Genomic DNA, 13,314 nt, shown 5'->3' with positions numbered 1-13,314 from the left:
CGGCGTTCTCCTTAATCCTTAAGATGTTGTCGGTTGCAGAACGATGACGTTCCGCGCCCCCTGAGCTGCGCGGTGCGCCCGAGAAGCGGCGGGCGGTCGCGGGTTAACGTGGTGCCCAGCGTCAGCGCGCCGCGCATCATCAGTTCCAGCGACACGCCTGCGCCAAACCAGATTTGCCCCAACTGGCAGAGGGCCTGAAACCCCTCGCCGCCGGGCAAAAATGCCCGCCACTGCGTGGCGTCAGCAATATCCAGATATACCCGCAGCGCCGCATGCTGGTTCCAGGCGCGTCTGCCCGCCACGCTGTCGCGGCCCAGGCGGCTGCCGGTGCGCCCCTGCGACGCGGGCGGCAGCGTCTGCCAGCGTCCGATAAACGCTTCTGTGCGCAGCGTGACGTTAAGCATCGCCGCCGCAAGGGCGATAAAGCCCTCCGTCGATCGCCTGCGGTTCGCCAGCAGCCCGCTCTGCGCCAACAGGCGGGGCGACCCGCGTCCTTGCATGGTCGTCGAGTCAAAGCCACACAGCGCGCGCATGATGGCGAAGCCCGGCGCATGCTCCCGCGCGGCATAGGGTGTCGCCAGCCGCCAGAGGCTCAGGCTGCGGCAGTGGTGTTCAATCAGCCGCCGCTGAAACAGGTTGAGAAAATCCTGCGGCGCGGCGTTTTTGTCCTGGGTCGCCTGCTGCAGCCACTCCAGCCAGCCGTAGGGCAGCACGCCGTCGGCGCCGCCCGGTCCGAGGCTGCATACCCGCAGGCGGCCATCGCGCTGCACGCCGATCTCCGCGGGCGCAAAGGCCAGCCTATAGTCGCCGCACAGCTCGGGGATCTCTCCGCGCAGTTCAGCCAGCCTGACGTACTGCTCGAGCGAAAAACGCCACGGCTCGCGCCGCAGTCGCTCAGCTATACTGTCAGCGCCGTTTCTCCGGTATCGCGCCATAGCGGCAGCGCCTCCCCTTCATCCTGTAAGACACACTGTACAAAGCAGTTCGCCGTCGCGTTCTGCGCCAGATAGCGGGCGATAATCGCGGCAAACAACAGGCGACTGCTGGCGGTAAAGGCCTGTGGATCAAGCGTCAGCGTCACCCGAATACCGTTGCGCCAGCCGCGCCAGGCCTCGCCGCCGCGATGTTCGCTTACCCGCTCGCAGCGCAGGGCGCTGATACCGTTAATCTGTTGCCAGAAGGCAGGCGACGCGCCGGACGGAGCGTAGAGCGCCAGCATCTCCTTCAGCGACGCCCGCGCCGTTTCGCCTTCGGTGAGCGACAGGTGGTTGAGCGCCAGCGAAGAGACCAGCCGCCAGCGCGCGTCGTCCTGCGCAGCGGGGGCGGAAGGCGTTGTCGGCGTACCCAGCAGACGCACCTGCGCCACCGGGCCGGGCTGTTCGAAAGTGAGCGACGTGCCAGCCGCCAGCGTCAGGGGCGTCTCGCCGTTGCTGCACCATAGCCTGGCCGTCAGGCTGGCCTCTTCCGGCGGTTCCGCCGGGTCGAAGCGGCTGTCCACCAGGGTGAGCCACAGCGTATTGCCCTGCGCGCGATGGCGCCGCGCATGCCAGAACCAGCGGGCGTCGCTATGCCCCTGCGCTGAATAATAAGGCGGCACGCGCCACGCCGCGTCGCGGCTGCTCATCCACAGATCCTGGATACGATAGATCTGCATGGCGCTGTCGTTGTGATCCGCCACCAGCCGCTGTTCGCTGCGGGTATGTTCGGCGATCAGCGGTTCTGAGGTACGGGTAAATAAGTTGACCAGCGGCGCACAGCCGGTACGAATATCGCCCAGTTGCAAAGGCAGTGCCGTTTGCGGGGCGCGGTCAAAGGGGATCCACAGGGTCATCGCGTCGTCATCCGGCCCCGGCGGCAACGGCAAATCGAAATACATCAACGCCTGCGGACAGTGCATCCACGCGCTCAGCGCCAGCCCGCTGGCGGGGGTGGCGGCATCAAACGGCAAAATGCGCGCCGCGTTCTGCACGCCCACCGGCTGCGGGCGCCGCGGCCCGATAACGTGAGCGTAGAACAAATCAAAAAGCACAGCGTTAACCTGCGGCGAAGCGCAAAGATGTACGCGCAGCGAGGTCATCGCCAGCTGCGAAAAGCGGTGCGGCGCCAGGCAGCGCAGGCGAATGCGCAACGCGCCGCGCGCGTGGGGCTGCCCGCAGTAATGCTGCGCGGTCGCGGCATCGCACCATTCAAGCGAGTCAATCGCCACCGGCCACAGGGTCTGCTCCAGGGCGGTGCGCCACCAGACCGTTTTCCCCTCCGCGGTCAGCGCATAGAGCGGCGTTCCGGCGGACAGGACATAGCCGCGCGTCAGGTCGCCCGCCAGCGGATCGGGGGTAAAACAGGCGGTCGCGGTCGAGGGAAAAGGACGCATCAGGTGCGGAGAAAGCTGCTCCAGCAGCGACTCGCTCAGCTCGCCAAAGCCGTCGTCCAGCCGCTGGTGCAAGCGGGCGCTTTGTAGCGCGAAGCCCTCCAGCAACCGCTCAACGTGAGGGTCCGGGCAGTCAAACTCGCTTAAACGCAGGCGGGCCGCCACCTGCGGATGGCGACGGGCAAACTCGCCGCTGGCCGCACGCAGCCACCGCAGTTCTTGCAGGTAATCATCAAGCAGCCGATCGTCCATTGATCTTCCTTTGTATCGCCTATTGCCAGTTGCCGTTGCGCCAGCACAACTCCAGTAGCAGCGGCGCGTCGTCATTCCATAGCTGCGCGTCGATATGCAGCGCCAGCGTCTGCTGGCGCGCATCCTTCACGCTCACCGTCAGCGCCACGATCCGCGGCTCAAGGCGCAAAATCGCGCTGCGCAGCTGGCGACAGAACTGGCTGAGCGCCCGTTCGTCGTCCGCATTCAGTCCGTGCCATTCGGGCATGCCCCATACAAGCAGCGGCGGCAGCTCTTCGGCCTCCTGCGAGGCGCGGGCGTTGAACAGACGGATCAGTTCGCGGCGCACCGACTCACGCGGCGGGACATTCTCATCTCCCAGCCTGTCGAGCAGCGCAACCGGAACGGACGACGACATCATCATTTATCTTTCTGGTTCATCGCCATATCCCAGACGGAGGAGGAGTTCCCCTCTTTCTGCCCTGCCGATTTCTGGGCGGTGATTTCCCATTTAATTTTCGTGAAGTTCAGTGACATGGTCTCCACCGGCTTGCCGCCGGATCCGCCGCTGACGCTCAGGTGCGAAATAATGACGTTGCTTAAGGTGTAGACAATAAACGGCAGCATATTGCCGTTGTCGTTACGGCACAGCGTCAGCAACGCCGTGGGAATGACCTTCCCGCTGCAGCAGTATTCGTTAAGCACCGGGGTGGCGAGGTCGACAAACTTGGTCAGCGAGAATTCGCCGACGTGAGCGCGCCCGGAAGTGCGCTCGGTATTGCTGACGTCGTTGGTGACCTGCATCGCCACGTTATGGCTGTAGGACATGATCTCGATCTGCTTCTCAAACCCTTTCACCTGACTTTCGCCGGTAATGTTGTCCAGCTTTAAAAAAATCGCATCCATGGTTTATCTCCTTAACGATCAGGCCGCGGCCGGCGGCGGCAGTTCCGCCACCAGGCGAATCGAGGTAGTCAGCTCTTCGAGCTGGAAGTGCGGGCGCAGAAACACTACGGCGCGATAAACCCCCGGCTTGCCGGGCACTTCGCTGACGTCGATGCGCGCCTCACGCAGCGGATAACGCGCCTTGATCTCCTGCGGGGCGGTGTCGCGCAGCAGCACATAGTCGGCAATCCAGTTGTTGAGATAGCTTTCCACCTCGTCGCGGCTCATAAAGCTGCCGATCTTGTCGCGCATGATCACCTTCAGATAGTGAGCAAAGCGGGAGGCGGCGAGGATATAGGGCAGCATCGCCGAAATGCGCGCGTTGGCGTTGGCTTCCGGGGTGTTGTAGATCTTCGCCTGGTTGGTGGTCTGCCCGCCAAAGAAGGCGGCGGTATCGGTATTCTTCTTGTGGCACAGGGCGATAAAGCCGAGATCGTTAAGCTCCTTCTCACGGCGATCGGTAATGGCGATTTCCGTCGGGCAGCGCAGGCTGATGTCGCCGGAAGGGGTGGAGAACGTGTGCGCCGGAAGATGCTCCACCAGTCCGCCGCCTTCCGCGCCGCGGATCGCCGCGCACCAGCCGTAGAGCGCGAACGCCTCGGTGATCCGGTTAGCCAGCACCCAGGCGGCGTTGCCCCACAGGTATTTGCTGGCGTCCAGCCCGTCAACGTCCTCAACAAAGTTAACCCCTTCCACTGGCACGGTGTCCGGCCCATACGGCAGACGCTGCAACACGTGCGGCAACACCAGCGACACATAGCGGGAATCTTCGCTTTCGCGGAAGGAGCGCCATTTGATCAGCTCGCTGCTCTCGAAGATCTTCGCCAGATCGCGCGGCACGCTCAGCTCGGCGAACGATCCCATGTCGAACAAACGCGGGCTGGCGGCGGCGATAAACGGCGCGTGAGCGGCAGCGGCCACCTGCGAAATCTTCTTCAGCAGCGCCACGTCCTGCGGGTGGCGGCCAAATTCAAAGTCGCCAACCAGCACGCTGTAGGGGTTGCCGCCGAAAGTGCCGTACTCCTCTTCATACAGCTTCCTGAACAAGGTGCTCTGGTCGAATTCAACCGCTTTTTCCAGATCGTCCTGTAGCGCTTTACGCGAAACGTTCAACAGGCGCAGTTTCAGACGAGAGCTGGTTTCGGTATTCATCACAAACTGATGCAGGCCGCGCCAACTGGCTTCCAGCTTCTGCATATCGGGGTGGTGCAGGACTTCGTTAAGCTGAGCGCTGATCAGTTCGTCAATTTGCGCAATGCGATAGTTGATCATGGCGATGGTGTCGCTTTCCACGACCATGCCTTCGTCAAGAATTTGCGTCGCCAACTCTTCCAGCATGTCGCGCGCGTAGGTCTGCTGTAGCTCGTCGCGCGCCATGCGGCCTTCCTGAATGATACGATCCAGTACGCTTAGCGTGACCGTCTGCCCGCCGGTTTCAACCTGTTCCTGAACATTATCCATTGTCCGTCTCCTTTTCGGTTACGCGTTATCCACCGGAGTGTCTTTCGTTGCCGGGCGCAGCGCCTGTAGCTCGGTGTTGTCGGTGATCACCTTCTGCAACAACATGTCCAGATCGTCATTGCCGTCCAGCTTGGTCAGCAGATCGCGCAGACGCTGGCGGGCAAGAAGCAGGCGCTGGAGGGGCTTAATCTGGTTGATAATGTTGAGGGGCGTGAAGTCTTCGAAGGTTTTGAAATTCAGCTCGACGTTGAATTTGCTGCCATCGTTCGCCAGACGGTTGTTCACCTGCATCGCCAACCGGGGAGAGATGGACGCGAGCACGTCATCAAAGTTATCGCGGTCGATTTCAACGAACCGACGCTCGCGGAGTTTTTCCGGCGGGGAAATGGGCTGGCCGGATAAATCAGCCAGAATACCCACAACCAGAGGCAATTCTTTTTTCTCGATGGCGCCACCGGTTTCAACATCATAAGTAATTTGAACGCGCGGCGGCCTTATTCTGTTGAGTTTATGCTGAATGCTTTCTGCCATGATCAATCCTTTTTTATGCAAAAATATTCCTGATGTCAAAGATATGACACCTTTTAATTCGCGAGCACGACTCCTGAATAACGCTTTCTGTTATAAAAAACACAACAACAAATAAATTTCAACCTAATTTTTACTTATTCATCATGACATTCCCATTTGATTAAAATCAATCAACAAAAAATTAATATATAAAAATCAATAAATTACAAACAAACAAAAATCAAAAAAATATTTTTGGATGAAAACATTAGCTCTTTGAATATGTTAAATTTAACATTTATCTTTTGTATGCCGTGCCAAATAATGATTTAAATCAAAAAATCTTTTCCCTGCATTAACTATTTTCTTAGCGGGGATATAAAAGGATTTTATATGACTTCCAGCCTGTGCCGTTCGCTGTACATTATTTTATTCAGTTTATTCTGCATGCAAATTTGCGCCTGTTCATTGTGGCAATCCCAAGTGCAATTAAATGCAGTCACCATTGATACGGCACCCGATGCCAATGATAACGCGCCTGTCGCCGTGGATATTGTCGCTATTGCCGACGCCTCGCTGGTTCCCACCATTCAGGCGCTTTCGGCGGCACAATGGTTTAACGCCAGATCGCAGTTGCTGCGCGACGCCCCCGGCGGACTCCGCGTCTGGTCTCTGGAACTGGTGCCCGGTTCACGCTTTGTCGCCGAAGATAATCCGCTTCGCGGCGCGCCGGCGGAAGCGCTGGTGCTGTTCGCCCGCTACCGCAGTGAAGGCGATCACCGGTTACGGCTGGACAAACGGGATTCTCTGCATTTGCTGTTGATGACGGATGAGGCGGTTATCGCGTCTGCTCAAGGAAAGTAATATGAACGCAATTCCCGAAATGGTTTGCTGGTATGAAGGGATGGCGATGCTGCCCCAGCATTTTCAGTTACAGTCGCTGCGTAACGACGCCCTCGCTGCCGCCCTCGCCCACTGCGCCAACCCCTGTTTCTGGGGCGTCATCCGGATGGAAGTGGATGACGCGGCGCTGTGCGCAGGCATGCTGCGACTGCTACGCCTGGAAGCGATCATGCCCGACGGTCTGCCGGTGGACTACGATATCAGCCGCGATCCGCCGCTGGAATTTGACTGCGCCGCCCTGCTGCCAGCCTCTCCCGACAGCGCGCACGCGCTTTGGCTGGCCGTTGCTCCGGCAAACCGCGCGGGGATCTGGCAACTCATGAATACCCGCTATCGCTCCATTAACAGCGCGCCGCTGCCCGATCTCGCCAGCGGCGAGTTTCCCGAAAGCATTCCGCTCTGGCAGCCCGCGCCGCGGCTAATCAGCCAGCACGAACGTACCGACTCCGTCTGTCTGCCGCTGCTTCAGGTTGTTTATACCGAAGGCGGCTTCCGGCAAAACGACTGGTTCGCGCCCACGCCGGCGTTGAGCGAAAGCAGCTACCTGATTCGCCATACCCGTCACCTCTGTCTACAGGCGCGGGAAAAAATCCTTTTTCTTAGCCGGGAGATGCAGTTAGCGCAGCAGAATCAGCAGACCACCGACTGGCTCAGGCTGGCCCTGTCGCTGCAAAGCCTGCAGGGAGCATTGCCGCTGCTGGAGTGCCTGTTGAACAGCGGCAAGCCGCACCCGCTCGACCTCTGGCGCGCGCTCTGTCTGTTTACCGGCCAGACGGCAATCCTCAGCGAAGAGAAAACCCTGCCGCTGCTGCCCAGGTTTGACTATCAAGACATGCTGCCCGGCTTCGCCACACTCTTTACCCAACTGAACACTCAGCTTGCCCGTATCCGCCGTCGCCTGCTGCGGCTGCACTTCAGCCACCAGGAGAACCACTTCGCGTTGATGTTGCCGACGGGGATTAACGCCGGGGAACGGATAACCCTCGGCGTGCTGATGCCGCACAGCGGCACGCTGTCGGCGGAGTCCTGGCTCCGGCAAAGCCTGATTGCCAGCCAGCCGTTTCTGGCGATCCTGCGACGCCAGCGGATGCACGGCATGGGCATTACGCCACTGGCGGCAGAGAAGCGCGGAGAATGGGAAACCGACCCCGCCATCGCCCTGTTCTCGCTGACCCTCACCACGCAGTGGTTTGAAAAAGAGACGCCGCTGGTTATCGCGCCGCTACATGAAACCGACGTCATACCGGAACGGATTGTGCTTTACCGCCAGGAGGATCACGACGATGCCGATCGCGCCTGATATGCCCGCCTGTCGCCTGTTTGACGACGTATTTTCCCGCTGGCTGGCACAGTTTGAACACTGGAAAAGCACCATGCTTCCCCCGCCAGAACTGCACCGCGAGGCGTTTGACTACAGTTGCCAGACGGTGGCGGAATATGGCCGACGTTTGAACCTTGAGCTGGGCGCACCGTTCCATGCGCATATCGACGCCGCGGTTTATGCCCTGGTGGCGCTGATTGATGAAACCGTACTCTACAGCGACTGGCCCGCGCTGAGCTTCTGGCAGACGTGCCCGCTGGAATATCACCTGTGGCAGAGCCACAGCGCGGGCGATCGTTTTCCTCTGCGCGTGCAAACCCTGCTTGAAGCGCGCAACCCAGCCGAGCGCGATCTGGCCGCCCTCTACCTGCGCTGCCTGACGCTCGGCTTTGGCGTCAGACGCAGCGATTTTGATGCTCAGGCGCATCAGGAGACCTGCCGGCTACTCTGGCGCTTCGCCTTCCAGCAGGACGCGGCGGCTGACGGGATCGCAGCACGGCTTGACGCCAACTCACTGGGTTCGCCGCTACAGCTCCCGCTCCGCCGACGCTTACCCGACAACTCGCGCCTGCACCTGATTGGCATCATCGTGCTGCTGGCGCTATTGCTGTTAAGCCAGCGGCTTTGGCTGAGCATTGAAGACGCCATTGGCGCCACTACGCTGCCGACCTTTTCGATCGGCCAGATCTGCGGAGGGGATAAACCATGACGCAGCCCTGGCTGACGCTGGTGATTATCGTACTGGTTTTACTGGCGCTGACCTGCTGGGTCGTCTGGTGGCAATGGGACTACCGTAATAACGCCTTTAACCGCGCGCAGAAGGAGATACAGCGAGCCTGTGGCGGGCAGGATCGCTATGACAGTACGCGTATTTTGATGCTGGGCGACGAAGAAATGAATCGCCTGCTCTGTCGCAGTTGGTCACTCACCGACGGGCTGGAGCACTGGTTTGGACAGTGGTGGTTTAATCCGCAGTGCAGCCTGCTCTGTGTGCCCCAGGCCCTGCAAAACCCCGGCAAGAAACATCTTATCCGCCAGAACGAATGGCAAAAAACCCTTGCAGCGTTGGTAAGAAGCCGCCCCCAGCGCCCGCTCGATGCGCTGATCGTCACTCTGCCGCTGGAATCGCTGATCGGCGGCGATAACACCCGCGTTCAGTTGCTCAATAACTGCCAACAGATCCAACAGGTGTGCGGGCTAAGCCTGCCGATTTATCTGCTGATCGGCGGTCTTGAGAGCCTGGACGGCATGCAGGCGCTGCTGGAAATGCTGCCGGAGCAGGCGCGACGCAGTGCTATTGGCAGCCCCATTCCGGTGGCCCGGGAGGCTGTCTGGAAGCCGCAGTGGATCGACGATGCGCTGGACAACACCCGTCACGCCCTGCGTCAGGTAATTTGCGAACTCGGCGCCCTGAATGGGCAGACTCCCCCGTCGTTGTTTCGCCTGCCGGCGTCTTTTCTGCCCCTCGCCACGCCGCTGCATGATTATTTTGATTCGCTACTCAGCAACAATGCCCGTGACGAACCGCCGTTGCTGCGCGGCATCTGGTTCGTTGCCCGCAGCATAACGGACGATAAGCCGCAGATGCAGTTTTGCCAGAACCTGCTGGACGGGAAAATCGCCGCCGAACGCGGACTGGCGATGCCGGTTCGCCGACTGCTGCGTCTGAACCTGCGACGGCAGTTTGTTACCCTCACCTGCTACAGTTGCCTGTGCGTGCTGTGGCTGGCCGTGATGACCTGGCGCTGGCAGTATCAGCACACCAACGCCCTGCTGCTGCACGATCGCCTGCAACTGCTCGCCAGCCAGACCGCAGAACCCGGCGCGCCCGGCGAGCGTACAGCCGCTTTTTACTGGCGCATTCTCAATGCCATTCCGCAGTGGCAGTTCAGCTCCGTCGTCTGGCCGGGTTCGCTGTTCAGCCGTACGGACGGCAAGCTGCGCGAGACCCTGCATAGCGCCACCCTGACCAGCCTGCTGCTGCCCGCCGCTAACGGCGTCTGTCAGCAAAACCACGTCCTGAGCAACGAAGAGGACGCGCGGGAAGATCTGCTGCCGGACGAACGCTACCGGCAGATTGAGGCGCTGCTGGGAGAAACAAAGCAGATGGAGACCCGCTATCTGCCGCTACTTCAGCTATTGCAGGTAAAACAGCCGACAGTCACGACGCTGGCGAACGTCTCGTCCTCCATCTGGGGGGTCACCGTTGACGTTGATTCTTTGCCCGCGCAAGACAGCCTGAATGCGTTGTTCGCCACTCTCAACATCGCCCCTCTGCATCTGCCGGACGCCAGCGAACTGACCCGGCGAAACAGCGAGCTGTTTTCTCGTGAAACGATGCGCTGGCTGGAACAGAACTATGGGGACGCCAGTCTCGATGACAGCGAAGAACGGCTGGAGAAACTCCTGGCGCTGTTCAGTAACGATACGCGGATCACGCCACTGTTCGTCCGCTCGCTGGTGCGCCAGATTGGTCGTCTGCAGGCAACGCTGGCGACCATCAATAACCTGAGCCGCGACGCGGCGCACTCCCCTGTCCGGCTTCCCCTTGATGAGCTACTGACCCAGGCGCGCGGTCTGCGGCTTATCGACAATCGCGTCATTCCGCAATTGCTACGCCATGAAGCGCTGCTACGCCAGCGCTTCATGGCGCAAGTGGATGATTCGCGGCTGCATTTTTCTTCGTTAACCGAACAGTCACCAGATGGCAATTTCAGCGTTTCGCCGGATATTCTCGCCCTGCAAAAAAGTCTGCGCGATCTGCTCAACCACCCTTTCTGGCAGCGTGGCGTGGACCTGACGCCGATAGCCAGCACGGGCTATCCTGGCGTACTTCAGTTGCAGCAGGCACAGCAGTTGTTCAGCGGTTACCAGCGCTATGTCCAGCAATTGCCTGACAGTCTGTGGCGGCCAAAGCTGGTCGCGCTGGCGCAGAACGCGGTGGAGAACGCCATGAACCTGGCGCTGTATGCGGACGCGCCAGATTCGGCGCAAGGAAGCGCTGTCAGCATTGCCGATGCGGACCGGGTAATCGACGCCTTTAGTCAACTCGCCCGACCACAGCTCGCCGCCCGGCTGCGCCAGCAAATCGCAGCGCAGGTCATGGCGCGGGTGAGCCAGCAGGGCGGCGCGCTGCTGCCAAACATGGCGCCTCCCGCGATCGCCTACGCCACGCCGGAGCAGGCGCAGGCCAGTGGCGAACGGATCGCCGCCTGGTCGACGGCCCAGGCGGAACAGATCTCCGCCACGCTCACCCGCTATCAACAGGACGTCACCTGGCTTGACGGACAACGCCCATGGCTGTCGGCGGCGGAGAATCAGCAAATCGTCCGCTGGGTTAATTCCCTGAACGCCATGCAGCGTCTGCTACAGCAGGACCCGACCAGTCCCCCGGCGCAAATGACCACCCTCGCAACCGCGCTGCCGACCCTGACCGCGCAAAACTGCCAGAACGAACTGGCGCAGTTCACCGCCTCCGGCGGCAATGATTTTTACAGCCAGTCGCTGACAGCGCTGGTCGGCGCCGCGCAGCAAAACTGCCGTCAGCTGCGCCAGCAGGCCAGCGTCAGCACGACGCAGAAGATCTTCAACCTGTACAACGTCTGGCTGGCGGGGCATTTCCCGTTTACCGCCGTGCCGCACGCGCCGGACGCAGATGTTGATCGGGTCCGCGAACTTACCGTACTGCTTGATACGCTGCCGCCGGAATCTCTGACCGGACAGCCGCCGCTGATCCAACAACTGGCAGCGGCAAAACCGCTGCTGGCGGCTCTCGTCTCACCGAAGGGTGTTGCGGTACGCGTCCTCTGGCGCACCTCGCGCAATAACGAGTCCGGCGCAGATCAAATAGTCGACTGGCGGCTGAGCGGAAATCAACAGACTCTCAGCTACCCCGGCGGCGCAGAGGTGGATCTGCACTGGCGCAGCGGCGACGCTCTGAGCGTAAGCCTGCGCTGGGCGAAAAACTCCGCATGGCGGCCATTGCCGGGCGCATCACAGCCAGGCATAACCGTTGTCGGCGATACGGGGCGCTGGCGCTGGCAAGGCGCGTGGTCGCTGTTGCGAATGATTGCACAACAGCGCGTCGGCGGCGCACTGGCCCAGCCGCTGCCGCTGCGCTTCACCCTTCCCGTGGGCGACGGTCAACTGCGCGCAACGACCACCGTGTATTTACAGGTAGTGCTACTGGATGCGGAAGGTAAAGCGCCGTTGCCCTGGGTAAGGCTCACCGAACAAGGATTATCAGGAGAGGATTAATGGAACATATTGAAGCACTGCTGGCCCCTGTCCGCGCCGACTGCCCCTGCGGCGAGTCGATACGCTACTCGCCAGAGTTTGACCAACTGGTCGCCGCCCGCCAGCAGGATGACGAGACGCTGCCTACCGGCGTCTGGCAAAGCACGCCCCGGCGCGCTGACTGGGAAGCGGTCGCCCGCATTGCCAGCGAACTGACCGTCACGGGCAGTAAAGATCTGGTGATCATGGGCTGGCTCGGCGAGGCGTGGCTGCGCCTGCGCGGGCTGCTTGCCCTGCCCGATGCGCTGGCGCTGCCCGTACTGGCGCTGGAGCGTTATCCGACAGAGTTGCATCCACAAATTAAAGCGGGTGATTACGACTATCGCGCCGCGCCGCTTAGCTGGCTGGCGCAGCGCTACGCGCTGCTGGTGGCTGACGCGCCGCTGTTTTTATCCGAGGATGAGAGCGTGTCGTTGACGGGGTGGCAGCAGGGCAACGTTGCCAGATTTCTCTCCCCCGAGAAGCAGACGCCGATTGTGCAGGCGCTGGCGACAAGCCTGGAATGGCTGCAACGCCTGAACGCCGTCTGCCAGCACTGGCCAGAGGCTTCTGCCCCCTCGTTTACCCACCTGGAGCAAAAGATTAAAACCTGTCAACAGGCACTGGGCAGCGCACTGCCTGAACAGATACTGCCAGCCGCGCAACCAGCCGCACCGATGCCTGTCCATGGAGCGGCCTTCGGCAGCCGCGAAGAAGCCTATCAGATGCTCAGGCAGATCGCGGATTACTTGCAGAGCACCGAGCCGCACAGCCCGGTGCCCTACCTGCTGCAGCGCGCCTGTGTGTGGGGAAATACGCCGCTGCCGGAGTTGCTTAATGAACTGATCAGCGGCGATGAGGCCGCCCGCCGACTGTGGCGGCAACTGGGAGTCTTACCATGAGTTGTCCAGGAGTATGTAATGGCGCGACGCTGCAATGCTCGTTTGGCCTCGCGCCTTCCCCGCTGTGCGTAGTGCCCATCAGCCGTACTCTGGTAAACAGCGTGCCAATGGCGAATATCATGGACAACAAATCGTTCGTGAACATTTTGCCGTTCGGGATGTGCAGCAGTATGGCTAACCCGACCGTGGCCGCCGCGACCGCGGCGGCGCTCGGGGTGCTGACGCCGATGCCCTGCATTCCCGTGACCATAGCTCCCTGGATGCCCGGTTCGCCGACAATACTGGTGGGCGGCATGCCCGCCCTGACCGCGCAGTCGAAGCTGATGTGCAACTGGGGCGGCGTGATTCAGATTGTGTTTCCGGGACAGGTGACGACCATCGTGACGTAATTTTCCTGT

12 protein-coding genes are annotated in these 13,314 nt (G+C 60.9%); 6 read left to right on the top strand and 6 right to left on the bottom strand.

What is annotated here, in order from left to right:
• Window positions 1-11: 11 nt before the first annotated feature.
• The 6 genes from JY391_RS05375 to tssB are packed head-to-tail and all read right to left on the bottom strand — an operon-like array spanning window position 12 to window position 5,536.
• Window positions 12-935, bottom strand: coding sequence for a type VI secretion system baseplate subunit TssG (locus tag JY391_RS05375; protein ID WP_211935345.1), 924 nt, complete (start codon window positions 933-935; stop codon window positions 12-14).
• On the bottom strand, window positions 899-2,620 hold the full coding sequence (tssF, locus tag JY391_RS05370; protein ID WP_211935344.1) for a type VI secretion system baseplate subunit TssF: 1,722 nt from the start codon (window positions 2,618-2,620) through the stop codon (window positions 899-901). The genes JY391_RS05375 and tssF overlap by 37 nt, the downstream gene beginning before the upstream one ends.
• Window positions 2,621-2,639: 19 nt before the next feature.
• Complete coding sequence (gene tssE, locus JY391_RS05365; protein ID WP_205612403.1) at window positions 2,640-3,020, bottom strand: type VI secretion system baseplate subunit TssE; 381 nt, start codon at window positions 3,018-3,020, stop codon at window positions 2,640-2,642.
• Window positions 3,020-3,505, bottom strand: coding sequence for an Hcp family type VI secretion system effector (locus JY391_RS05360; RefSeq protein WP_042288398.1), 486 nt, complete (start codon window positions 3,503-3,505; stop codon window positions 3,020-3,022). Before JY391_RS05360 ends, tssE begins: the two co-directional genes overlap by 1 nt.
• 18 nt (window positions 3,506-3,523) lie before the next feature.
• Entirely contained in the window at window positions 3,524-5,005 is a 1,482-nt protein-coding gene (gene tssC / locus JY391_RS05355; protein ID WP_211935343.1) for a type VI secretion system contractile sheath large subunit, read from the bottom strand.
• 18 nt (window positions 5,006-5,023) lie between these two features.
• Window positions 5,024-5,536, bottom strand: a complete 513-nt coding sequence (gene tssB, locus JY391_RS05350) for a type VI secretion system contractile sheath small subunit (protein ID WP_211935342.1) — start codon at window positions 5,534-5,536, stop codon at window positions 5,024-5,026.
• Window positions 5,537-5,998: 462 nt separating this feature from the next.
• Here tssB and JY391_RS05345 point away from each other — a divergent pair, with 462 nt between their 5' ends.
• Genes JY391_RS05345 through JY391_RS05320 form a run of 6 tightly spaced genes read left to right on the top strand, consistent with a single transcriptional unit; the run spans window position 5,999 to window position 13,305 of the window.
• Window positions 5,999-6,379: a T6SS protein Cts2N gene (locus tag JY391_RS05345; RefSeq protein WP_229264093.1), complete on the top strand. Its 381-nt coding sequence runs from the start codon at window positions 5,999-6,001 to the stop codon at window positions 6,377-6,379.
• A 1-nt stretch (window position 6,380) separates the two neighbouring features.
• Window positions 6,381-7,718, top strand: a complete 1,338-nt coding sequence (gene tssK / locus JY391_RS05340) for a type VI secretion system baseplate subunit TssK (RefSeq protein ID WP_211935341.1) — start codon at window positions 6,381-6,383, stop codon at window positions 7,716-7,718.
• On the top strand, window positions 7,702-8,448 hold the full coding sequence (locus tag JY391_RS05335; protein ID WP_211935340.1) for a DotU family type IV/VI secretion system protein: 747 nt from the start codon (window positions 7,702-7,704) through the stop codon (window positions 8,446-8,448). The genes tssK and JY391_RS05335 overlap by 17 nt, the downstream gene beginning before the upstream one ends.
• Entirely contained in the window at window positions 8,445-11,996 is a 3,552-nt protein-coding gene (locus JY391_RS05330) for a type VI secretion system protein (protein WP_211935339.1), read from the top strand. The genes JY391_RS05335 and JY391_RS05330 overlap by 4 nt, the downstream gene beginning before the upstream one ends.
• Window positions 11,996-12,916: a type VI secretion system ImpA family N-terminal domain-containing protein gene (locus JY391_RS05325; RefSeq protein WP_211935338.1), complete on the top strand. Its 921-nt coding sequence runs from the start codon at window positions 11,996-11,998 to the stop codon at window positions 12,914-12,916. The genes JY391_RS05330 and JY391_RS05325 overlap by 1 nt, the downstream gene beginning before the upstream one ends.
• The gene (locus JY391_RS05320) at window positions 12,913-13,305 is read left to right on the top strand and encodes a DUF4280 domain-containing protein (RefSeq protein WP_042288418.1); all 393 of its coding nucleotides are present in this window, start codon (window positions 12,913-12,915) and stop codon (window positions 13,303-13,305) included. Before JY391_RS05325 ends, JY391_RS05320 begins: the two co-directional genes overlap by 4 nt.
• Window positions 13,306-13,314: the final 9 nt, after the last annotated feature.

It is taken from the genome of Citrobacter sedlakii (genome assembly GCF_018128425.1).
In the GTDB taxonomy this organism is placed as follows: Bacteria; Pseudomonadota; Gammaproteobacteria; order Enterobacterales; family Enterobacteriaceae; genus Citrobacter_A; species Citrobacter_A sedlakii.
Note: the sequence above shows the minus strand (reverse complement) of the source record. Positions and strands in the feature narration are given on the sequence as shown.